The sequence below is a fragment of the Micromonospora vinacea genome, from assembly GCF_015751785.1.
Lineage (GTDB): Bacteria > Actinomycetota > Actinomycetes > Mycobacteriales > Micromonosporaceae > Micromonospora > Micromonospora vinacea.
On record NZ_JADOTY010000001.1, the window covers coordinates 6,598,236 to 6,620,688 of the forward strand.

The 22,453-nt window shown below is 69.4% G+C and carries 21 protein-coding genes; 9 read left to right on the plus strand and 12 right to left on the minus strand.

The window, feature by feature from the left end; all coding sequences use genetic code 11:
- Positions 1-81: 81 nt before the first annotated feature.
- Complete coding sequence (locus tag IW249_RS34900; protein WP_269215346.1) at positions 82-204, minus strand: hypothetical protein; 123 nt, start codon at positions 202-204, stop codon at positions 82-84.
- Positions 205-453: 249 nt separating this feature from the next.
- On the opposite strand from IW249_RS34900, the gene IW249_RS30855 reads away from it, so the two are divergent.
- The gene (locus tag IW249_RS30855; protein WP_196924004.1) at positions 454-882 is read left to right on the plus strand and encodes a carboxymuconolactone decarboxylase family protein; all 429 of its coding nucleotides are present in this window, start codon (positions 454-456) and stop codon (positions 880-882) included.
- A gap of 132 nt (positions 883-1,014) precedes the next feature.
- Here IW249_RS30855 and IW249_RS30860 read toward each other — a convergent pair whose 3' ends face one another.
- The gene (locus tag IW249_RS30860) at positions 1,015-4,200 is read right to left on the minus strand and encodes a penicillin acylase family protein (RefSeq protein WP_196924005.1); all 3,186 of its coding nucleotides are present in this window, start codon (positions 4,198-4,200) and stop codon (positions 1,015-1,017) included.
- Between the two features lie 258 nt (positions 4,201-4,458).
- Here IW249_RS30860 and IW249_RS30865 point away from each other — a divergent pair, with 258 nt between their 5' ends.
- Complete coding sequence (locus IW249_RS30865) at positions 4,459-5,049, plus strand: GNAT family N-acetyltransferase (RefSeq protein ID WP_196924006.1); 591 nt, start codon at positions 4,459-4,461, stop codon at positions 5,047-5,049.
- 94 nt (positions 5,050-5,143) lie between these two features.
- On the opposite strand, the gene IW249_RS30870 is transcribed toward IW249_RS30865, so the two are convergent.
- From IW249_RS30870 to IW249_RS30885, 4 genes are all read right to left on the minus strand, one after another.
- Entirely contained in the window at positions 5,144-5,632 is a 489-nt protein-coding gene (locus IW249_RS30870) for a MarR family winged helix-turn-helix transcriptional regulator (RefSeq protein ID WP_231392724.1), read from the minus strand.
- A gap of 8 nt (positions 5,633-5,640) precedes the next feature.
- Positions 5,641-6,888 carry an FAD-dependent oxidoreductase gene (locus IW249_RS30875; protein ID WP_196924008.1) on the minus strand — a complete coding sequence of 416 codons (1,248 nt, stop codon included), beginning with the start codon at positions 6,886-6,888 and terminating at the stop codon, positions 5,641-5,643.
- 26 nt (positions 6,889-6,914) lie between these two features.
- Complete coding sequence (locus tag IW249_RS30880) at positions 6,915-7,346, minus strand: response regulator transcription factor (RefSeq protein WP_231392725.1); 432 nt, start codon at positions 7,344-7,346, stop codon at positions 6,915-6,917.
- A gap of 92 nt (positions 7,347-7,438) precedes the next feature.
- Positions 7,439-10,396: an AfsR/SARP family transcriptional regulator gene (locus tag IW249_RS30885; protein ID WP_196924009.1), complete on the minus strand. Its 2,958-nt coding sequence runs from the start codon at positions 10,394-10,396 to the stop codon at positions 7,439-7,441.
- 126 nt (positions 10,397-10,522) lie between these two features.
- Between IW249_RS30885 and IW249_RS30890 the strand changes: the two genes are divergently transcribed.
- The gene (locus tag IW249_RS30890; protein WP_196924010.1) at positions 10,523-11,356 is read left to right on the plus strand and encodes an alpha/beta fold hydrolase; all 834 of its coding nucleotides are present in this window, start codon (positions 10,523-10,525) and stop codon (positions 11,354-11,356) included.
- An 11-nt stretch (positions 11,357-11,367) separates the two neighbouring features.
- Positions 11,368-12,213, plus strand: a complete 846-nt coding sequence (locus IW249_RS30895; protein WP_196924011.1) for an alpha/beta fold hydrolase — start codon at positions 11,368-11,370, stop codon at positions 12,211-12,213.
- A 106-nt stretch (positions 12,214-12,319) separates the two neighbouring features.
- On the opposite strand, the gene IW249_RS30900 is transcribed toward IW249_RS30895, so the two are convergent.
- Both IW249_RS30900 and IW249_RS30905 read right to left on the minus strand, forming a co-directional pair.
- Positions 12,320-13,186 carry an alpha/beta fold hydrolase gene (locus IW249_RS30900; RefSeq protein WP_196924012.1) on the minus strand — a complete coding sequence of 289 codons (867 nt, stop codon included), beginning with the start codon at positions 13,184-13,186 and terminating at the stop codon, positions 12,320-12,322.
- A 260-nt stretch (positions 13,187-13,446) separates the two neighbouring features.
- Entirely contained in the window at positions 13,447-13,839 is a 393-nt protein-coding gene (locus IW249_RS30905) for a nuclear transport factor 2 family protein (RefSeq protein WP_196924013.1), read from the minus strand.
- A gap of 102 nt (positions 13,840-13,941) precedes the next feature.
- Here IW249_RS30905 and IW249_RS30910 point away from each other — a divergent pair, with 102 nt between their 5' ends.
- Positions 13,942-15,234, plus strand: a complete 1,293-nt coding sequence (locus IW249_RS30910; RefSeq protein WP_196924014.1) for a serpin family protein — start codon at positions 13,942-13,944, stop codon at positions 15,232-15,234.
- A gap of 42 nt (positions 15,235-15,276) precedes the next feature.
- On the opposite strand, the gene IW249_RS30915 is transcribed toward IW249_RS30910, so the two are convergent.
- The 3 genes from IW249_RS30915 to pdxR form a co-directional block, all read right to left on the minus strand.
- Positions 15,277-16,443: a PP2C family protein-serine/threonine phosphatase gene (locus IW249_RS30915; protein ID WP_231392726.1), complete on the minus strand. Its 1,167-nt coding sequence runs from the start codon at positions 16,441-16,443 to the stop codon at positions 15,277-15,279.
- Between the two features lie 83 nt (positions 16,444-16,526).
- Positions 16,527-17,333, minus strand: coding sequence for an alpha/beta fold hydrolase (locus tag IW249_RS30920; protein ID WP_196924016.1), 807 nt, complete (start codon positions 17,331-17,333; stop codon positions 16,527-16,529).
- A gap of 86 nt (positions 17,334-17,419) precedes the next feature.
- Positions 17,420-18,874, minus strand: coding sequence for a MocR-like pyridoxine biosynthesis transcription factor PdxR (pdxR, locus tag IW249_RS30925; protein WP_196924017.1), 1,455 nt, complete (start codon positions 18,872-18,874; stop codon positions 17,420-17,422).
- A 47-nt stretch (positions 18,875-18,921) separates the two neighbouring features.
- On the opposite strand from pdxR, the gene IW249_RS30930 reads away from it, so the two are divergent.
- The gene (locus IW249_RS30930; protein WP_196924018.1) at positions 18,922-20,274 is read left to right on the plus strand and encodes an FAD-binding oxidoreductase; all 1,353 of its coding nucleotides are present in this window, start codon (positions 18,922-18,924) and stop codon (positions 20,272-20,274) included.
- Positions 20,275-20,334: 60 nt separating this feature from the next.
- Here IW249_RS30930 and IW249_RS30935 read toward each other — a convergent pair whose 3' ends face one another.
- Positions 20,335-20,835, minus strand: coding sequence for an LURP-one-related/scramblase family protein (locus tag IW249_RS30935; protein WP_196924019.1), 501 nt, complete (start codon positions 20,833-20,835; stop codon positions 20,335-20,337).
- 157 nt (positions 20,836-20,992) lie between these two features.
- Here IW249_RS30935 and IW249_RS30940 point away from each other — a divergent pair, with 157 nt between their 5' ends.
- From IW249_RS30940 to IW249_RS30950, 3 genes are read left to right on the plus strand one after another with little or no spacing between them, the layout of a single operon-like run.
- Positions 20,993-21,322 carry an ArsR/SmtB family transcription factor gene (locus IW249_RS30940; protein ID WP_196924020.1) on the plus strand — a complete coding sequence of 110 codons (330 nt, stop codon included), beginning with the start codon at positions 20,993-20,995 and terminating at the stop codon, positions 21,320-21,322.
- The gene (locus IW249_RS30945; RefSeq protein WP_196924021.1) at positions 21,322-22,089 is read left to right on the plus strand and encodes a cation efflux transmembrane domain-containing protein; all 768 of its coding nucleotides are present in this window, start codon (positions 21,322-21,324) and stop codon (positions 22,087-22,089) included. Before IW249_RS30940 ends, IW249_RS30945 begins: the two co-directional genes overlap by 1 nt.
- Positions 22,076-22,408, plus strand: a complete 333-nt coding sequence (locus IW249_RS30950) for a hypothetical protein (protein ID WP_231392727.1) — start codon at positions 22,076-22,078, stop codon at positions 22,406-22,408. The genes IW249_RS30945 and IW249_RS30950 overlap by 14 nt, the downstream gene beginning before the upstream one ends.
- Positions 22,409-22,453 lie beyond the last annotated feature (45 nt).

Consider the following 22,453-nt stretch of genomic DNA (forward strand, 5'->3'; position numbering starts at 1 on the left):
CGCGTTCTGTTGACACGACGGCACGTCCGTCGGCCGGCAGATCTTGCCACGCGGACTCTTGCCCGACGCGAAGCTCCTGATTCATCGCGCTCGCGGGCAGGTCAGCAGGGCGGCCGCGCGCAGCGACTCGACAGCTGTCACGAGAGCGGCACCGAGAAGCACTGTGTCTTTGAGCAGAAATTGTCCCAGCTGAGAAAGGCTCATTCCGGCGCTCGTCGCACCATCTGATCACACGCCGCGGGTCCGCGCCCGTCACCCATCTCGGCGGCGACCCGGCGCCGACCTGTGAGCGTTCAGCCCGTTCCGGCGAGGTCGGAGGATTTCTTCCGATGTTGGGGGCTGCGCACCAAGTGGACGTCCCCACCACTGGTCTTGTCGTTGTCACCTATAGGAGGTCACCTCTTGGATACCAGGATTCAGAACGTCCGACTGAACGTCACAAACGAACAACTCATGGCTCTGGCAAACGCCGGGGCCGCAGCTTTCGGCCATACCGCGACGCTCCAGGTGGACCAGGCCCTGGCTCAGCTTCTGCGATTACGCGTCGCGCAGATCAACAATTGCAGCTACTGCCTTCTGGTGCACCACGCCGCCGCCCGCGTCGCCGACATCCCGCCGTCCAAGGTCGAAACCCTCACCGCGTGGTGGGAGACGCACCTGTTCACCGAAGAGGAACAAGCCGCCCTGGCCTACGCCGAGGCGTTGACCCGGGCCTCCGACGTCACAGTCAACACGCGGCTCCAGGGGGCACACGACCGGGTGGCTGCGCACTTCACGGAGGACGAGATCCAGGAGATCGTGGCTGTTGTCATCAACATGAACATTTGGACGCGACTCAAGCTCGCCGAGGGTGCCATGCCCACGACGGCGCCTGCCGTGTGAGGTGATACCCGGCGCTGTGATCGGAGCAGGCTCGCAGCCGTGCTGATCGCTTCAGACCCCGGCTGCCAGCCATGGCGCTGCGCACGTCCGGAGGGGCCGGCGGGTGGTTCCGGCCGCCCCCTCCGGGCGAGATCACTTTCCGTACAGCTCGAATTCGTAGAGCGAGAACCCGTACGAGGTGGCCCGCTTGACCCCGTACACCCGCACGTAGCGGGCGGTGACCGGGGCGAAGGTGGCGTTGTCGACGCCGCCGTTGCCGGCGGCGGTGGTGAACACCGGCGTCCAGGAGTTGCCGTCGCCGGAGACCTCGATCCGGTACGAGGTGCCGTACGCGGCTTCCCAGCGCAGCACGACCCGGCTGACGCTGCGGGCCGCGCCGAGGTCGACCCGGAGCCACTGGTTGTCGTTGTAACTGCTGGCCCACCGGCTGCCGAGGCTGCCGTCGACCGCCTTGCCCGGCGTGTGGCCGGTGAGGAACTGGGTGCTCGACGCAGTGGTCGGGCGGCCCTGCGCCAGGTTGGTGACGTCGTCGCCCCGGCGCGCCGGGAACGAGACGACCTGCTGGTAGGTGGGGCGGTTCTGCCAGGCGATCAGCGGGTGGGTGATGCCGCCGAGCCCGGACTGGGCGATCGAGTCGGCGCACCACTGGTCGCCGGCCCCGCAGGACTTGTCTCCGGGGTAGACAGTGGTGGCCGGCACCGCGGCGGCCTGGCCGAGCGCGTCGAGCAGAGCCTGCCGGCACGCGTCGAGGTTGCCGTTGCCGCAGTACGCGCGGCCCAGCCCACCGGCCACCGGGTCGCCGAGGACCGTGCGCAGGTCCTTGTCGACGTAGCCCCACCAGCCGTACTGGAACGACGATCCCTTGTGGGCCTGCCCCTGCAACGCCCAGCTCGCGACGCCGTCGCGTCCCCCGTTCTGGCCGCCCGACGGTGCCTCGTTCACCTCGATGGCGTCGACCAGCGCGGCGTAGAGGTCCGGCCCGAGGCCGGGGCGGAACTGCGCCGAGGCCAGCAGCGGCCACCAGGCGTCGAAGATCCGGATCGCGTCGGCGTGCTGGTAGACCTTGGAGCCGGGGGACGTCTCCACCCGGCGGACCCCGGCCTGCTGCCACGCGCGCAGCTTGCCGACCGCGTCGGCCAACGCCGGATCGGTGACCGGCGTGCTGTCCAGCACGCGAAGCAGGTCACCGAGAACCTGTTGGCCGCGCAGGTCGGTCACCGCGGCATCCGCCATGATTCTGACGACGTCGGCGCGGCCGAGCTTGCGCTGGGCGATCGCGGCGCGCACCGGGCCGTCGAGCAACTGAGCCCGGTGTACGGAGCCGAAGCTGAAGTTGCCGTCAGCGGCCCCGAAGTCCCGCGCCTGCTTGTTGTTCCAGCTGACGTAGTAGTCCTGGTTGACCGACTGCGGGTGTGCCGACGCCGGGGTGTAGGTGGCATCGTTGGTGTCCGGGTTCCAGCCGGCCCACTCGTACGCCGGTTCGGCCTTCGTGGGCAGGTTCGGGTCGGCGGTGGCCGGACGGACCGGGTTCGAGCCGGAGTTGAAGTACGCCGCCTCGGTCGAGTTGACGTAGAACCAGTTGAACGCGTACCCGACGGTGGCCGCGGAGGCCTGGAAGGCAGCCGCGCTGCCCATCGCCGACGGGTCGTTGTAGGCCTGGAAGCCGATCGCCGAGTCAGCCTCGTGCCGGTAGGTCGAGCGCAGCTTGGTGAACGCGGTCGGCTGCCCGTTCACCAGGCCCCGGTAGGACACCAGCCCGTACTTGGTGCGCAGCGCGCGAAGCGTGTACGAACCGGCCGGGGTGGAGTCGGCAAGCGTCGGCGACCAGGAGTTGCGCTGCTCCAGCGCCTCCATGGCGAGGCACTGCCCGTGGTAGAGGTAGCGGTTGGTGCGCAACGTCGGGGCGCTGCCGTCGGTGGTGCACAGCGGCACCGCGTACGTGTCGGTGAGGTCCTGGGACGCGGAGGTCGCGCTCCACGCGTAGTCCTGGCCCCGTCCGAGCAGCACGTAGAGGTTGAGCCCGGCGAACGCGGCGCCACGAGCGCTGATGCCCGGCCCCTGCAACTCCTGGAGCATCAGCAGCTGCGGCGCGAAGTAGCCGGTCTGGGGCCCGAACACGGCGACCGGGTTGCCGGTGGTGGTGTGCCGTCCGGAGACCACCACCGCGTTGGACATGCCGTGCGCGCGCAGGTTGGACAGGCCGCCGAGCAGCCCCTGCGTGGCGGTGCTGACACCGGTGCGGGCGGCGGCCCCGCCGCTGGCGTCGTACGCGAGGGGCTCGGCGACCACCGAGCCGGCGTCGGGGAGCACCGCGCTGGTCGCGCCGGGCGGCGTCGCCCCGTACGGGAAGCTCTGTCCGTCGTGCAGGGTGAGCACGGTCTCCGGGTCGTTCTGGGAGCGGAACGCCGCCCATACCCGGTCGCCCTCGGTGGCGCCGTACTTGGCGCGGGCGGCCACCCGGACCAGCGCGGACTGGATCTCGCTGCCGCCGCCCCCACCGAAGAGCCCGCCGACGACCCCGGCGGTGGCGATGAGGTCGGTCATTGTGAAGTGCGTCGGCTTGCCGGCGCCCGCGAGGACGTACTCACCGGGGTAGTTGTCCTCGGCGATCGACTTGTCGATGTAGGCGTTGATGCCGGCGATGTAGTCGACCACGTCGGTGTAGAGCTGCTGGCCACGGGCACCCTTGAGGCGCAGCGCGTCGACCTGCGCCTGCAGGTCCGTCTCCGAGTAGGGCGAGTTGGCCCAGATGCTCTGCTCCAGCTCACGATTGCCGGGCGCGCCGCCGGCGAACGAGGTGAGCGTCCCGCGACCGGCGTGCCGCAGCAGGTCCATCACCCAGAGCCGGTCCTGCGCCCCGGCGTAGCCGGCGCCGAACATGGTGCCGGCGCGGGTGGTGCCGGTGACGTGCGGGACGCCGGTGGCCTTGTCCCGCACGATGGTGACGTCCGCTCGCGGCGAGACGGTGCTCTCCACCTGCGCGGCGGGGACGCCGAACGAGGCGTCGTTGTAGAAGTGGGCGATCTGCTCGTCGGTCAGCCCGGCGTAGTTGTAGACCAGGTTCGCGTACTCGTCGAGTTGGTCGCTGGAGTGCGCCGGGCGGGTGCCGAGCGCCTGGTGCGCCAGGATGGCGACCAGCGTGGCGTTGCCGTTCTGCCCCGGGGGCAGGATGTCGGCGCACTGGCCGAGACAGTAGTCGTTGGCGGCGAACGTGCTGGCGGCCAGCGCCGGCGACGGCGGGGTCACCGTCAGGACGCTCGCGGTCAGGACGGCGGCGGTGAACGCCGCGAGCCGGGTACGGACAGCGGGACGGGGCATGGCGATCCTCCGGGGACGCGGAGTCGGGCCGTTCGGTCACGCCCGGCTTACGGTGCCGACGTCTCGCCCTCCGCGCCCGGGCGTCGCGCCAGGAGGTGAGAGTGACTCGCATCTATCTTCGGGCAATGATCGACGCCGAATCCCCGTCCGGGATACCCGTCGTTCACCAGGCGCCAATGCCGACGTTTCGCCGCATAGCGCTGTCGGCGGCTCGAAATTCGCGGGTCTCGCCGGGGTGCATCCACTAGCGTCCGCCGCATGGAGAACAGCACCGTACGCACCGAGCGCCTCGAGCTTCGCCCGGTGCGTGACGATGACGTCGACCGGATCCTGGAGTACCGCAATCTGCCGCAGGTCACGCGCTGGCTACTCCGCACGCAGGTCGACCCCGCATCCTTCCGCGCGACGTGGCGACGCGCGGCCGCGGACCCCGACGACCACAGCATGGCGGCCACGCTCGACGGTGTGGTGATCGGAACCGTCTCGCTCAAGGCCGTCGACGGCATGGGTCAACCCGGCATGCCGCCACGGACCGAGGCCGATCTCGGCTACATCTTCGATCCGGCCTACGGCGGGCATGGCTACGCGACCGAGGCGGTCTCCGCTGTGGTGGCGTACGCGATCGAACGGCTGGGAATCCGGAGAATCACCGCCGGCTGTTTCGCGGACAACCTCGCTTCGGTGCGAATCCTCGAAAAGGTCGGCATGCGTCGTGAGCAGCACGGCCTCGGCGATTCCTGGCACGCCGAACTGGGCTGGGTGGACGGTTACACCTACGCCCTCCTCGCCGAGACATGGCATCGGGAGGCAGCACCGCAGGAGCAACCGAATGCTCTCGGGCGGCCATGAAGCACTGGTGAGCGCAGCAGCAGGCTTCTCGATGACGGCAGCATCTCGTCGTCGGACAGCGGACCGGGAACGCGGTCAGTGACGCCCCGTCGCCTCAGGAGGACCGCTGCGCGCTGTCGCCGTTGCGGAGGCGGTCCAGCTCGGCGAGGTACATCGCCTGCATGCGGTCATAGTGCCGGACCAACAGCTCGACCTCCTCGACGCTGTAGCCCTCGATGAGCCGCTCCGCCCGCTCGGCGAACCGCTCGTACGGCCGCTCCAACTCGGCGCTCCGTTCCGGCCGCAGGGTGACGATCACCCGCCGCCGGTCCGCCGGATCGCGATCGGCCGTCACGTAGCCCGCCTGCTGGAGCCGGCGGAGCATGCTGGTCACCGCCCCGGTGGTGAGGTTGGTCCGCTCGGCGACCTGCCCCGCGGTAGCGGATCCGACGTCCGCCAGGTAGTCCAGGCACTCCAGGTCGCTCACGGTGAGGCCCAACCGCTCCGCGATGGCGTACCGGAAAACCATGGACAGCCGGGCCGTCTCCCGCCCGGCGCGCATCAGGTCGGCGGTCGCGGACGCGCGGGCCGGCTCGTGGGACATGCCCGCAATCATGCCTCCGGTACGGTGACCCTGTGCAGTCGAGGTAACACGCGGGTCAGCACCCAGTGTGGTGCCGCCGCTCCCCCGGTGAGTCGGCGCATCAGCCCGGCGGCGGTGTCGACGGCGCGGAAGGCGTAGGGAACCATCTCGTCCTGGTAGCCGGCGATCGCCTCCTCCACCGGCGCGCCGCTGGCCCGGGCCTCGACCAGCCTGTGGCCGAGCACTGCGGCGTCGCGCAGGGCGGTGTTGCCGCCGTGGGCGCCGAACGGCGGCATGACGTGTACGGCGTCGCCCATCATCGTGGCCCGGGGCACCGCCCACCGGCGCGGGCGCTGGCCGGTGGCGAAGAGGTTGAGCACCGTGGCGTCCAACTCGGCCGTGCCGACCAGCCGCCGGATGACCGGGTGGAAGTCCATGCTCATCCCGGAGGCCAGTCTCCACAGCGCCAGCAGGTCGCCCCGGATGCCCATGGGCACCTCCTCCTGCCGGAGCAGCAACCCCCACATGACGTAGTCGTCGCCGGTGGGCGCATAGCTGCCCGGGGCCAGGCGCGTGAACGCCTCCCGCGGGCTCTCGCCGAACCGCATGGAGGTGAAGAAGAAGGCGCGGCCCGGCCGGTCGGCGATGGCCAGGACCCCGCTGGTACGCAGCGCGTCCGGGATGACACTCTCGCCGTTCCGCAGGAGGGGCGACCGACCGTAGATGCCCGCCATCGGGGTGTTCGCCGGGTCGGCGTCCGGCATGAGCTGCGCGCGCAGCGCCGAGCCGACGCCGTCCGCGCCCACGACGACGCTTGCCGCCGCGGCCCCGCCGTCGGAGAACAGCAGCCGCGGCCGTGCCGGGTCGGCGCTGTCCACCGCGACGGCGTCCTTGCCGTAGTGGATGCGCCCGTCCAGCCCGGACTGCAGGATCGACCGCAGGGTCAGCCGGTCGACCTGGCGGGTCGCGTGCGGCTCGTCCTTGAAGGTGATGGTGAAGGCGTCCCGCAGACGGCTGTCGGTGAAGCGCAGGTGCCCTCCGGGCTCGTCGCCGGTGGTCAGCGCCAGGTTGTACAGCGAGCGGGGCAGGCTCTCGCGCAGCGCCTCCAGCCCGTACCGGTCGAGAATGATCCGGTAGCCCTGCCGCCGGACGAAGGGGCCCGAATCCCGCTCGTAGACGTGCACGTCGATGCCGGCGCGCGTCAGGTACTGGGCGAGGCAGAGGCCGGAGAGGCCAGCGCCGGCGATCGCCACTGAGAAGTCGGTCGATATGCCCATGCGGTTATCTTAATGACTAAGATAATTTAGGCAAGGGTGTCTCGTCTCGCGAGTTCTCGGCGTGAGCTGATGCCGAGCTTGCGGAAGATCTTGCGCAGGTGATAGTCCACAGTGCTCGGGCTGATGAACAGTTGTGCCGCCACCTCGCGGTTGGACGCGCCGTTCGAGACCCGCTGCGCGATGTCCCGCTCCTGGCTGGTCAGGCAGCAGCTGCGGGCGAAGTGGTTGGTCGTGTCGTGGCAGGCCAGCCTGCTGCGTAGTTCGCGGCGAGACGCGACGCCCAGCCTGTGGAACACTCCGCGTAGGTGATGTTTGACGGTATGGGTGCTGATGACCAGGTGCGTCGCGACCTCGATGTTCGTGGAGCCCGCCGCCACCAGCAGGGCGATCTGTTCCTGTCGTGGGGTCAGCGCCGCACGGGGAAGGACTCGGGCAGGCTCGGCTACGACGCAGTGCATGGTGCTCCTCGGGCGAGGGATCGGGGTCTCGACGACCATCCGATCGCGCCGTTGTGCACGACGAGTGCAGACTCAGTGCTCGCCCTACCCGCTCACGAAGCGCCCCTCATCAAGCTCAGCCGCGCCCGGACATACGCGACCATGGTCCGGTATGCCTCGGCCTCCTCGATGCCGGAGAACTCGATGAGTTCCCGGAAGCCGTTGTCGGCGATCAGGTTCTCGAACTGCTGGCACCCCCGTTCCGCGCGCACCAGGTCGCCCAGATCGAATGCGGCCCGCGCGAGGATCGCCGCGACGGCACACCGGGGACCGTTCGACTCACAGACACCCACCGTCAACCCCCACTCCGACACCTTCGCCGCTCGTTCGAGCCGGCCGAGTTTCCAGGAGGACTCCGCGATGAGCTGGGCGTAGTAGATCTTCAGGTGATCGAGGTGCTGCGCCACTGCGATAGCCAGCCCTTCGTCCGCGACCCGCGTGCCAGCCTCGAACTGGTCGGATCCCAGGAGCGCTCTCGCGAGTGTCAGCAGCGAGACGGCGAGCAGTTCCTGGTGCCCCGTCTGCCGGGCAAGACCCACCGAGCGTTCACCGTAGGCGTTGGCGGCGTCGTGTTCGCCACGCGACAACGAGAGTACGGCGAGGTTCCGCAGGACCTCGGCTTGTCCGGCGAGTTCTCCGGCGCCGTCGAAGATGGACAGGGCTCGACGGAGATATTCGTCGGCCTGTGGCAGCGGGGCGAAGACCTCACCGACGGTACGAAGAAGTTCCGCCTCCATCAGTGGCTCGCCGAGCACGCTGACCAGGTCGAGGATCGCGAGTACGGTCTCTGTCCGGCCCGCGGGTACGGAGTTGCTGCCCGGCGCTGAGGCGGCGAGGACCATGGCCGCCGCGTCGCGCCCCAGGCCGTGTGCGAGGGCCAGATCGATCGTCGCCCACAACGCGGACCGTTCCCGCGCATACCAGGCGGCAGCCTGTGGCACGCTGTCGAACGATTCAGGCGTCACCTCCGACGGCGGTTCGCGGACGGTGCCGACTGGCTGCCGGTGGTGGCTCGCGTAGGCGGCGCGGGCCGAGTGCAGGTAGTGCATGACGAGACGCCGCTCGTACCCCGGTCGCTCTTGATCCTCGTCGAGGAGCTCGCCCGCGTAGGCTCGCAACAGGTCGTGCAGACCGTAAAGCCCCAACTGCGACTCGTCGAGCAGATTCGCGGTCACCAGTTCCATGAGCAGTGCGCGCGCCTGTGCGCGCCCGACTCCGGCGACACTGGCCGCCGACTCCAGCGAGATCCCCGGACCCGGATGGACGGCGAGGGCACGAAACACCTGCGCCGTCGACGGATCGAGGGCGCGATACGACCACGAGAACACCGACCGGACATCGTCGGACGAGTCCGCGCTGGACAACGCGTCGAGTCTGGCGGACGGCGCCGAGACGTCGCTGAGGACCGCGCTCAATGGCAGGGCCGGATTGAGGGCCACGCGGGCCGCCACGATCGCCAGTGCGAGCGGCAGCCCGGCACAGAGCGCGATGACCTTGTCCAACGCGTCCGGGTTCGTGGTGGCGCGACGGGCGCCGAGGCGGTTGATCAGAAGTTGGCGGGACTCGGCCCCGGTCAGCCGATCGACCTGCAGGTAACGCGCGCCCTCCCGGGTGACCAGGCTCGTCATCCGGTTGCGACTCGTCACGATGACCAGACAGCCCTGGGAGGCTGGCAACAGCGGGCGGACCTGCTCGGAGTCGCGCGCATTGTCCAGGAGGATCAGGAGCCGACGACCGAAGAGGCGACTGCGGTAACGCGCTGCCTGCGCGTCGACGTTCTCCTGCGGTGACGAGACCGCCGGCTCGCCCAGGGACGCGAGCAACGTGGCGAGCGCCTCCTCCGATGACATGACGCGTCCGTCCGGATCGAGACCCCTCAGGTTCAGGAACAACTGGCCATCGGGAAACTCGCTGGCGACCTGGTGGGCCCAGTGCACGGCGAGCGCGGTCTTGCCGACGCCACCCATCCCGCCGAGCACGGTGATCACGATGGTCGCATCGCTGAACGCGTCGGACAGTTGGTCGTCAAGCACGGCTGCCACGTCGTTTCGGCGGACGAAGCCCGCGACCTGCGGCGGCAGCTGTGCGGGCCGGGGAGCCTCCGGCGGGCGCAGTTCCTCCTGCAGGGTCCAGCCACTGGCGAGCAGTTCCCGATACGCCTCCCGCAGTTCCTGCCCCGGGTCCACCCCCAGTTCCTCGGCGAGACGTTGACGGGTCCGCTCGAAGACCCGCACCCCTTCCGCCCGATGACCGGTGGCCACGTACGCGCGCATCAGGCACGCCTGTAGCGCCTCGTCCAGCGGCGCCGCGGCGGCAACGCTCAGCAGTGGGGTCAGCGCCGTGCCGGCCATGCCGTGGGCGATCGCGGCTTCGCCGGCCGCGAGCGCCACCGCGACGCGCTCCCGTTCGATGGCGACGAACTCCGGCGAACTCAACGCACTGGTTGGCAGGTCGGTGAACGCGGGGCTGCGGCCAAGCTCCAGTGCGGTCAGGTACGCCCGCACACCAGCCACGGCGTCCCCGCCGGCGAGCGCCTCACGGGCCCGCCGGACCAACTCGCGATACATGGCCAGATCGGAGGCCTCGGTCGCGAGGATCAAGCGGTAGCCCGTACCGGCCGGTAGGAGGTATCGACCGGTCTCGCGGACGTCCAGGTCCGGTTCGAGAATCCGCCGGAGGTTCCCGACGTGCCGGTGGATCTGGTTGGCGGCGCTGGCCGGCGGTTGTTCGTCCCACAGGCTGTCGATGACGTTCTCGAGGCTGACCGCGTCACCCCCGGCGGCGAGGAGCTTCGCCAGGATGATCCGCTGGCGTACCGGGCCAAGATCGACGTCCGAGCCGTCCCGTCGGCAACCAAGACCGCCGAATACCTTGAACTCGCAGTGGGACTGCGGCCCGTCCGGGAGCCTGCGGTCGGGCGTCGTCACGATTGACATCCTAGAGATGGAAGGGCAGCGGCTTCGCTTTTCGGCCCAGCCTGCGGCCTGCCCCGGGGTCCCCGCATCCCCCATCTCTCGTTGTCCGTCGAGTCGGTCGCCACACACGGGGACTACGTGATTCGGGTGATTCGAGAAGCGGTGCCAGATCAGTACCTTCGGCAAGGTTCCCAGCGCGGAACGCAAGCCCAAGGAGTGCGCATGCCCCGTGTCACAGTTGGCTCAGAGGGAGCCAACCCCATCGAGATCTATTACGAGGATCACGGCGCCGGTACGCCAGTGGTACTCAGTCACGGCTACCCGTTGAGCGGGCAGGCCTGGGAGAAGCAGGTCTCCGCACTACTCGCTGCCGGTTACCGGGTCATCACGTATGACCGGCGGGGTTGGGGCAATTCCAGCCAGCCCGCCGGTGGATACGACTACGACACGTTCGCCAGCGACGTGGACGTGCTGCTCACGGAACTGGACGTACGCGACGCCATCCTCGTGGGTCACTCGATGGGAACCGGCGACGTTGCCCGTTACCTGGGCAGCTACGGCACCGGGCGGGTCGCGAAGGCCGTCCTGATGTCGCCGATCCCGCCGTTCCTCCTGCGTACGGAGGACAATCCCGAAGGCGCACCGCAGTCGTTGTTCGATGGGTTCATCCAGGCGGCGCGGGCGGACCGGAACGGGTGGCTCAAGCAGTTCCTGGAGAACTTCTACAACCTCGACGTCTACGGCGGCTCGCTGGTTAGCGACGAGGCGTTCCAGGCCAGTTTGGCCGTAGCCGTGGCCGGATCTCCCCTCGCCGCGGTGGCCTGTATCCCGACCTGGCTCACCGACTTCCGTGAAGACCTGTCCAAGATTGACGTGCCGGTACTCGTGATTCAGGGCGACCAGGACCGGGTCCTACCCATCGGGGTGACCGGCCAGCGGGTGTCCGCCTTCATCGGGGATACGCGATTGCTCGTCATCGAGGGCGGGCCGCACGCCATTGCCTGGACCCACAGCGATCAGGTCAACGCCGCCCTGCTCGACTTTTTTCAGAAGTGAAAGGAAACACCGTGAAATTGCTCTTCCGGCGGCGCCTCTTTTCCGTAGGCGTGGCCATCGGCGCCCTGACCCTGGTTGGTGCCGGTATCGGCACCGCGCAGGCCTCGACGGCCCAGCATTCGCGCCCCGCATCGGTCAAGCCGACAGTCGTGCTCGTGCACGGCGCATGGGCTGACGGGTCCAGCTGGGACAAGGTGGCGGCCAAGCTCCAGCACGACGGCTACCGGGTGGTCACGCCGCCGAACCTGCTGTCGGGCGTGGACAACGACGCCGCGAATCTCCGCGCGTACCTGGACACCATCACCGGACCGGTCGTCCTCGTCGGTCACTCGTACGGCGGCATGGTCATCACGAACGCCGCCCTGGGTGACAAGCAGGTCAAGGCCCTGGTGTACGTCGACGCGTACATCCCGGACCAGCACGACACCGTCTACTCGCTGACCTCGGCCGTGCCGGGCTCGGTCTTCGCCGCCGAAGCGTCCACCGTCTTCGACCAGGTCGCGATCCCCGGTGGCGACCCGCACTACCCCAACCTCTACGTCAAGCCGTCGGTCTTCGGCAAGGCGTTCGCCGACAAGAGCATCCCCGCCAAGGACGTCGCGGTACTCGCCGCCCGGCAACGCCCCCTGGCCTACAACGCCCTGGTCGAGGAGGCCGGCGCGCCGGCCTGGACCACCATCCCCTCGTGGTCCGTGATCGGCAAGCAGGACGCCGTCATCCCCGCCGCTCAGCAGATCGCCATGTCCAAGAGGGCCAAGGCGCACACCATCGAGATCAATGCCCCCCACCTGTCCATGGTCACGGATGCGGGTGCGGTCACCAACCAGATCGAGGCCGCCGCCAAGGCGACCAACTGACACGACAACCGGCCGTGGCATCGCTTTCCGCGATGCCACGGCCTTTTGGCGAACCCGTCACCACGCGGGACTCGGCCACGGTTGCTGCTGATGTCCCGAGGTCCCGTCAGTCGGTCGTCCGGGCCGCTTCCAGGATGACCTCGGTAACCTCACCGGGGTGCGAGATCAGGCCCAGGTGACCGGCGTCGATCCGGGTGATGTCGGCTCCCGCCCGCTTCATCATCTCCTCCTGGCGGGCCGGCGGGATGACCCGATCCTCGGTGCCGATCACCGCCCATACCGGGATCGTCTTCCACGCCGGCTCCGTGGCGGGCTCCCCCAGAGCGTTCGTGGCCAGGGCGGTCTGGGTCACGGCGAGCACCTCCGCCTGCCGCCGGGGCAGACCGTTGGCGAAGCCGGGGATGAACACCTTCGGCAGGACGTACGCGTCGACCGCACCTTCCGGGGCACCCGGGAACGGCACGAGCTTGAAAACGCTCGCGGGGTCGGTCAAGGCCGGCTCCAGCACCGAGCCGGAGCCGGCGGTGAGTTCCTCCACGGTCTCCCCCTTGTCCGGGGCGAAGGCGTCGACGAACACGAGTGCCTTGACGTTGCTGTTGCCGGTCGCGGCGTCGCTTACCACGAACCCGCCGTACGAGTGCGCCGCGAGCACGATGGGACCCTCGATGGTGGACAGGAAATCCTTCAGGTAGCCGCTGTCGATCGTCGGCCCCCGGCTGGGTTGCGGCGCAACCTGGACCTCGAAACCGCGTGCCTGGAGTCTGCGGACCTCCCCACTCCAGCTCGAGCCGTCGGCCCAGGCGCCGTGCACCAGGACGATTGTCGGCTTGGTGCGACGCCCCTCGTCCGGGGATGGTCGCGGACCGCCGTCCGCGGACACGCCTGGGGCTGCTGAGCCGAGCACCGTCACCAGCGTTGCGGCGACGAGCGTTGCGGCGATGGTCTTCGGCCGACGTAGCGAGATACCGAGCATGTCTCTTCCCCCTCGTTGGTCAGTGGTCTCCGAACGCGGGCAGATGCGCATGGCGTCTACGCGAACTCGCCGAAGCCGCGACCGGTCGGACGCACCATCGAGCGGCGCGTGCCCCGACAGCGGCCGGGCTCCGGTCCCGCGGCGACGTGCCTGATCGCCCAAATCACACCGTAACGGCGTTCAGCGGAAGCCTCGGACAGAAGAGGAGAATCGCTCAGGTTTCACCTGGCTGGAGGACAGACCCCCAAACCTGCTCGCCACTAACCGTCGGCGGCCTCACGCTGGATCTGCGCGAATTGAGCGGCCATCGCGGCGGCCAGGGCCTGCGCGGCGGACAGCGGACGAACCATGACCGTGAACTCGTCGATCAGGCCGCTCTCGTCCAGGTGCAGAAAGTCGCAGCCCTCGATGGCGACGTCGCCCATCCGGGCCTCGAACACCAGCGCGTGATCGCGACCGCCGTCACCGCTCAACTCACGGACGTACCGGAAGTCCTCGAACACCCGCAGCACGCCCCGCAGGATCGCTGCGGTGATCGCCTTGCCGGGATAGGGCTTGAACGCCACCGGGCTGCGAAACACCACGTTGTCGGCCAGGGCCGCCGCGACAGCGTCCGGATCCCGTGCCTCAACCGCCGCGCGAAAGTCGATCATCACACCAGCGTACGGGTATCGCCACGATGGCTCATTGCTGAACATCGATGAATTTAAGTTTGTCTCTGGTGGGTCATCGTGGAACTGCTCTACCGTCGACACATGGTCTCGCGTCGATCAGTTCTGCGGGCGGTGCCGCTTGCGGCCGCTGCCCTTACCGCCGTCCCAGGTGATCCTCGGCGGTTCGGCCCGCCGTCCACCTCGACGAATGCGGACCGCGTACCACCCGACCCGGCCACAGTGCAGGCCGCCGCTACCGCCGTTCGCGGCTTCACGGCCGACCTCTACCGCACGCTGGCGTCGAGCCGGGCGGGCGGCAATGTGGTGTGCGCACCGTACTCGGTCGGGCTCGCGCTCGCGATGACCAGGGCGGGCGCCGGCTCGACCACGGCGGACGAGATGGACGCGGTGCTCCACGCGCCGCATCCGCGCCCCGGCGCGCTCGACAGCGGGTTCAACACCATCGAGCAGACGCTCGCCGGCCGTTACCAGGACGGTGACGGAATCAAGCAGGCTCGGGTGACCACTGCCAACGCGCTGTGGACACGACTCGACCTGGTCCTGCGACCCGCGTTCCGGGACGCCCTGGCCGGCTACTACGGTGCCGCGCCGCACCCGGTCGACTTCCGTGGCGCCCCCGAGGTGGCCCGCCAGGAGATCAACACCTGGGTGTCAGATCGGACCAACGCGAAGATCCCGGAGCTGTTGCAGTCCGACGCCGTGGGGCCTACCACCAGCCTGATTCTGACCAACACGATCTACCTCAAGGCGGCCTGGAAGTACCCGTTCACCCTGGCCGCCACGGTGGTGGAACCGTTCGCCAGGGATGACGGGACGGTTGTCGACGTCCCGGTCATGCGCGGGCCGTTCGACAGGATGGGCTACCTGGAGGGGGACGGGTGGCGCGCGGTCGACGTGCCGTACGCGGGCGACGGGCTTGCCATGGCCATCGTCATGCCGACCCGGGACGATCTGGCCGCGGTGGAGGCGAACCTCGACGCGACCTGGCTGGGCGCGTTGCTGACCGGGTTCCAGATCACCGACGTCCAACTGCGCCTGCCCCGGTGGACGTTCCGCCTGCCGGTCGAGCTGGGTGCCGCGCTGGGCAGCCTCGGCATGCCCACGGCATTCACGTCACAGGCCGATTTCACCGGCATGAGCACGGAGCCGGCCCTGTGCATCGACGACGTGGTGCACGAGACGTTCATCGCGGTGGACGAGAAGGGTACCGAGGCCGCAGCCGCGTCGGCCGTCATCGTCCGGCCGCCGTCGATCCCGCAAGGACCGCAGTTCTTCGTCAACCGGCCATTCCTGTACGTCATCCACGACCGGCTCACCGGCGTTCCGCTGTTCCTCGGCCGGGTTCACGACCCGCTGGTGGACGGTCCAGCCTGACCGGCCCGGGGCCAGACGACATCGGCGGTATGAGCACTCGGGTCAGGCAGGTGGCGCGCTGATGGCCAGGATGGCGGTGTCGTCGCTCAGCCCGGCGCCGAAGGTGCGGAGCAGCTCGGTGACCGCGGCGACGACAGTGGTGGCGTTGGTCGGCGCGAGGGAGTGGGCGAATCGAGCGAGGGCTGCCGTTCCGTAACGGCCATCGGCAGTCTCGCTGCTGGCGGGACGCGCCTCGGTGAGCCCGTCGCTGTAGAGAAGTAACGTGTCGCCGGGGTTCGCCACGACGGTGGTGTTGGTGTATCGGGAGTTGGGGAAGGCCCCGACGATGCGGCCCTTCGTGGGTTGGTAGTGCACGGAGCCATCGGCGCGCAGCAGCAGTGGTTCGGGGTGCCCGCCGCTGGCGATGATCGCGGTGAACCCGTTGACGGCCGGCGTGGGTGTGAGGATGCCGGACACAACGGTGCAGTAGCGCGCGTCCTGGCGGTACTCCTGCCAGAGCACCGTGTTGAGGTTGTGCAGCGCGGCGGCAGGGTCCGGGTTGTAGACGGTCGCGGCCCGCAACGTGTAGCGGGCCAGGGCGGTGACGGCGGCCGCTTCGACGCCTTTGCCGCTGACATCGCCGAGGAAGAAGCCCCAGCGGCCGTCCTCAAGGGGAAACAGGTCGTAGAAGTCGCCGCCGACCTCGTCGGTGGAGGCTGCCCGGTAGTACGCGGCGCTTTCCAGTCCCGGCGGGGTTTGCAGCACGGCCGGGAGGAGACTGCGCTGCAGTTTGCCGACGAGATGTCGTAGCCGCTCGTCCTCGCGTTCCGCAGCCTTGCGGGCACTGAGGAGCTCTCGTTCGTAGGAGCGGCGCATCGTGGCGTCGAAGATGGCCGTCCGGATGAGCTGCGGTTGACCTTCACTGCCAGCCTTGACGACGGACGTGACGAGGACCGGCATGCGAACGCCGTCCTTCGTGCGAAGGTCGAGGGCGACACCGCCGATCTCGCCTCGCATGGCCAGCATCGGCGCGAAGTGGGTCTCGTGGTAGATCCGGCCCCCACCGGTGAGCAGGTCGCTCAAGCGGCGCCGGCCGACGAGTTCCTCGCGGCGGTAGCCGAGCCAGGCCAGCAGCGTGCCGTTGATCTTCGCGATGGTGCCGTCCAGGAGGGTGGACAGGTGCCCGCACGGCGCGTTCTCGTACAGGTCTTCGAGGTCGTCTTCCAGCAACGCGGGAAACCCCGCCTCGCTCGGTCGGGCGCTTCCGTCATCGTTGGGACCCGGGCCGTGCGGATCACGCCCCCCGGTGGCGGTCATCGGTAGGCGGCCCTGACAAACGACGTGATCGCCGCGGCCGTCGTTTCCGGAGCGCTCAGCTGCGGGCAGTGCCCGGTCGCATCCAGTGTGACGAGCTGACTTCCGGCGATCTGCGCGTGCACGAACGCGCCGACTTCGGGCGGCGCGATGGCGTCCTGCGCACATTGCAGGACCAGGGTCGGAACGCTCACCGCGGCGAGGTCGGCACGGTTGTCGGACAGGAACGTGGCACGCGCGAACACCTGCGCCATCGCGGGATCCGTCCGGCAGAAGCTCGCGGTCAGCTCCTCGCCCAGCTCCGGCCGCTCCGGATTGCCCATGATCAGGGGTGCCATGCTCGACGACCAGCCGAGGTAGTTGCTGTCGAGTGACTCGAGCAGGTCGTCGATGTCCTCCCGAGTGAAACCGCCCCGGTAGTCCTCGTCGTCGATGTAGCACGGTGACGGCGTGACCAGGACAAGCGCGGAGAAGCGATCCGGTTCGCGGTTCGCCGCAAGGACCCCGATGCTCGAACTGACCGAATGCCCCACGAAGATCGGCTGCTGGAGGTCAAGGTCCCGGCACATGCTCAGCACGTCGTCGGCGTAGCCATCCAGGGAGGCGTACCGGTCAGCGTTCCAGGCCGCCGGATCAGCCTTGCCGGATCCGACGTGGTCAAATAGCACCACCTGGGCCCACTGTCCGATTTCGCTGACCACGTGGCGCCACATGTGCTGATCACAACCGAAGCCGTGCGCGAGCACGACAGTAGGGCCACCCTCACGACCGGTCAGCATCACGTTGTTACGGTCCCGCGCACGCATTCGCCCATCCTCCATCACCCTCACCTCGGGGGCCAAGCGTCAGGTCACCTGGGCGATCGTCGTGTGCACGGACACCGGTATGACCTTTATGTCTCCTCCAATTGGGGATGTTCATACCCGCGGCAGATCCGCGCACGGACCTCCGCGACCGCGTCGGCGAGGGCTTCCACTCCGTCGGTGATGGAGCGTTCGGTGAGGGTGGCGTACCCGAAGATCAGCCCGCCGGGTCCGTCGGGGCTCAGTCGGTACCGGGAGACGCCTTGCACGACCAGTCCGCGCCGGGCGGCGGCAGCCACCACCAGGTCCTCGTCGAGGTCGTGCGGGAGCCAGGTCACGACGTGTTGGCCCGCCGCGACACCGACCGGTTCCAGGTCGGGTAGCCATGCGCGCAGCGCGGCCAGGAGTACGTCGCGGCGGCGGCGGTAGACCGGGCGCATGCGCCGTAGGTGCCTGTCGAATTCGCCGCGGGTGAGGAAGTCGGCGAAGGTCAGTTGGTCGATGACGGGAGAGCCGCGATCGGCCCGTACCTTGGCCGCCGTGATGTCATCGACCAGGTGTGACGGCGCGAGCAGCCACCCGAGGCGCAGCCCTGGCGCCAGCGTCTTGCTCGCTGTGCCGCAGTAGACGACGGTGTCGGGTGCCAGCCCCTGCATGGCGCCGACGGGCGAGCGGTCGTAGCGGTACTCCGCGTCGTAGTCGTCCTCGATCACCACGGCGCCGCGACGCTGCGCCCAGCTGATGACCCCGGCCCGCGCGGTGGCTGACAGGACCCCGCCGGTGGGCCACTGGTGCGACGGCGTCAGCACGACGGCATCCGCGTCGGTCTGTTGGAGCTTCTCGACGAGGATGCCGTCTGGCCCGACCGGGACGCCGATAATGTCCAGGCCGAGTGCGGCCGCGACGAGGCGGGCGTCGTCATCAGCGGAGGGGTCCTCGACGGCCACCCTGCGGGCGCCGCGCGCCGCGAGCACCTGGAGTATCAGGGCGACGCCTTGGCCGTAGCCGCTGCAGATCACGACGTTCTCCGGGCGGGCCGATGTGCCGCGGACCCGGCTGAGGTAGTCGGTCAGGGCGGCGTGCAGTTCGGGTACGCCACGCCCGTCGAGGTAGGCGAAGCGTTCGTTCGGCGTGGTGGTGAGGACGGTTCGCACCGAGCGCAGCCAGGCGGCCCGGGGGAACGACGACACGTCGGTGCGGCCGTACCCGAAGTCGATCCGGGCCGTCGCCCGATCCCCGCCGCGACGCCCCGCCGCGGGCGGAACCGGTTCGACCGCGACCTGGGTGTAGCCGCCCGCCCGACTGGTGAGGTAGCCCTCGGCGGCGAGTTGCTGGTAGGCCTCGACCACGACGCCGCGTGAGACTCCCAGGTCGGCGGCGATGGTGCGGGTGGGCGGCAGGGAGGTCCCGAGACGCAACCGGCCGGCCCGGATGCTGCCCCGGATCGAGGCGGCTATCTGCCGGTGCAGCGCTTCGCCCGCGAAGCGGTCGACCTGGATGAGCAGGTCCTCCGCAGTGCTCGAATTGGTCCTGGTTCGGCCCATGGAATCGGACCTTACCGGGTGTACCAATTTCCGTCAGGCTCAGACCTATGACGACAACGACCAGTCCCCGCTTCGACGGCCGCGTCCTCACGCCGGGTAATCCTGGTTACGACGCGGCCCGCACCGTCTGGAACGCCATGATCGACCGGCGCCCGCGGATTATCGTGCAGGCCGCGAGCGTCACCGACGTGGTGGCCGCTGTGCGCCTGGCCCGCGAACTCGACCTGGAGATCGGGGTGCGCTGCGGCGGGCACAACGTGTCCGGCCTCGCCGTCCCCGCGAACGGTCTGATGATCGACCTGACCCCGTTGAACGGGGTACGGGTCGACCCGATCCGGCGACGCGCCCGGGTCCAGGGCGGCGCGCTGCTCGGCGCACTCGACCGGGCGTCGCAGCCATACGGCCTCGCCACGACCGCGGGTAACGTCTCGCACACCGGGGTCGGCGGCCTGACCCTCGGCGGTGGCATGGGCTGGCTCGCCCGCCAACACGGGTTGGCCTGCGACAACGTCGTCTCCTACACGATGGTCACCGCAGACGGGGAAGTGGTGACCGCGAGCCGAACCGAGAACCCCGACCTCTACTGGGGTCTGCGCGGCGGGGGCGGCAACTTCGGCATCGTCACCGACTTCGACTTCCACCTGCACCACACCGGAACGCAGACCCTGGTCGCCGAGTTCGACTTCCCCGCCGAGGACGCCGTACCGGTTCTCGAAGGCTGGCGGGACCTCAACGCCGTCGCGCCGCGGCAGGCGACCTTCACCGCCGACGTCAACAGCACGGCCGGGGGCCCAGTCGCCACCGTCGGCTTCGTCTGGGTCGGCGACCCGGCACAGGGTCGCCGGTTGCTGCCGACGATGCGCGCGCTCGGGCGCCCGGTCGCCGAGCGGGTCACCACCCCGTCGTACCTGGAACTGCAGCAACGCGACGACACCGTCGGCGGCCACGCCTACCGCCGGTACTCCAGCGCGCACTACCTGCGGCAGTTCCCCACCGCCGCGATCGAGGCGTTCCTGCTGCGCGGCGCGTCGGACCTGCGGGCCGACACCCAACTGCCCAGCGTCGGCCTGCAGGCGCACGGCGGCGCCATCGCCGACGTCGCGGACGCCGACGCGGCGTTCAGCCACCGCGCCACCATGTTCGAGTTCGGCGCCGGCTCCCGCTGGACCGACCCGTCCGAAGACGACAGTCGGATGGCAGCGGCTCGCAGTGCCGGAGCCGCACTCGACCCGTACGCCGACGGCGTCTACGTCAATTCGCTCGCCGCCGACGAGGGGCAACGCGGGATACGCCGCGCGTATCCGGCCGCCAAGCTCGCCAGGCTCACCGCACTCAAGACGGTCTGGGACCCGCACAACGTGTTCCACCTCAACCACAACATCCGGCCCGACAGCCAGTAGCGCAGCCGCCTACTCCCGCCCAGCCTGGGTTAGGGCTGTTCACGACGCACGGCCGAGGGGTCAGTCGTCGTCGACCTTCTTCTTCTTGTCACGGTTCAAGGCCAGGTCGAGCGCGAGGACGCTGCCGATGATGAGCAGCGGGTCGACGCCGGCGCTGACCTGCACGGCGTAGGTGTCCCGGATCGTCAGCCACCGCTTGGAGACCGCGGCCACCTCGGTGCCGTCGCGTTCGATCACGTACTCGTGGTCGAGCAGGTCACCCTTCATCTCCAGGTCGTCGGGCCCCGGCACGTCGATGGTGAACTTGTCGCGGAACGGCGTGAGCAGTTTCTTGCGAACCTCCGCGGCCTTCTCGCCGCCGATCCGGATCTCGTACGTGGGACGCAGCGCCACCAGGTGCCGGTGCAGCGTGGCGACCTCCTGGCCGGCGGCGTCCTCGATCACGACCTTGTTGCGGACGCTGAGCACCTTGCCGTCGACGTGGAAGACCTTGGTGCCGTGCTCGTCGAGCACGTCGAAGTCGTCGCCGATCGAGAAGAACCGCTCCCTGATGACAAACATGATTCGATTCTCCCCCACCAGGCGGGGAAGTGCCGGCCGTGCCCTCACGCCGCCGTCGTCGGTCCGCTCCACAAGTGACCGTGGTCGTGGCCCATCAAGGCCCAGGACCGGACAGTTCAGTGTACTGTTTATTCACTGGGCGATGTACTGTCGGGTGATGGAGACTCTGACGCACGGACAGGTCCTGGCCCGCTTCGGTCACGCCCTGTCCGACCCGCTCCGCGCCCGGCTCCTGCTCGCTCTGCGCGAGGGGCCCGGCTACCCGGCGGACCTCGCCGACCTGCTGGGCACGAGCCGGCAGAACCTGTCCAACCACCTGGCGTGCCTGCGGGGCTGCGGCCTCGTCGTCGCGGTGCCGGAGGGTCGCCGTAGCCGCTACGCACTGGCTGACGCCCGCCTCGCGCACGCCCTCGGAGACCTCCTCGGTCTGGTCCTGGCCGTCGATCCGGCCGCCTGCTCCGCCGCCCAGTCCGAGGGGTGCTGCTGATGAACGCGCCACTTCCGTCGATGTCGGTCGGCCCGTCACCGGCCCGCCGGTTGATCCTGATCCGGCGGGTGCGCCTGTTCGTCGCCGCGACGATCACCTACAACCTGATCGAGGCGGTCATCGCCATCAGCGCCGGGAGGATGGCCTCCTCGACAGCGCTGATCGGGTTCGGGCTCGACTCCGTCATCGAGGTGGCCTCGGCCGCCGCCGTCGCCTGGCAGTTCTCCGGTCCCGACCACGAACGCCGGGAGCGCGCCGCGCTGCGGGTCATCGCGCTGTCGTTCTTCGCCCTCGCCGCGTACGTGTCCGTCGAGTCGGTGCGCGCGCTCGTCGGCGCGGACCGCGCGGAGCATTCCACGATCGGTCTGGTCCTGGCCGCGGTGTCCCTGGCGGTGATGCCGGTCCTGTCGGCCGGGCAACGCCGCGCGGGACGCGAACTCGGATCCTCGTCGGCCGTCGCGGACTCCAAGCAGACCCTGCTGTGCACGTACCTCTCGGCGGTGCTGTTGGTCGGGCTCGCGGTCAACTCGCTCTTCGGTTGGTGGTGGGCCGACCCCGCCGCCGCGTTGATCATCGCCGCAGTCGCGGTCAAGGAAGGCCGCGAAGCCTGGCGCGGCGACAGCTGCTGCGCCTCGGCTGCGGCCCTGCGATACCCCGCCGCAGGCGGCGACACCAGCGAATGCGCCGACGGCTGCTGCACCACCGCGCGTGGGCCTGCATCCGGTTCCCAGGTACAGGCTTACCGTCATGGATATGAGCAGCGATGACCAGGCATGGGTGCCCGAGTCGTGCACCCTGCCGAACGTCCAACGGCCGCTGCGGCTGGCCGAGTTCGACGACCTCTTCACCACCGCCCTGCGAGGGCAGCATCGACTGTCCCCCACCCACCTGCTGTGGCGTCTCGACTCCACCGCCGAGACGACCGCCCGGGACCTGACCGACCGGGAAAGCTCCTGCTGCTCGTTCTTCTCGTTCACCATCACCGGCGACACCGATGCGCTGCGCCTCGACGTGCAGGTGCCGGCCACGCACGTCGACGTCCTCGACGCGCTCGCGCAGCGGGCCACCGCCAGGATGACGTCATGAACGGGCTGCGTAGCAGCCAGCTCGCCGTTGCGGCCGGGGTGAACC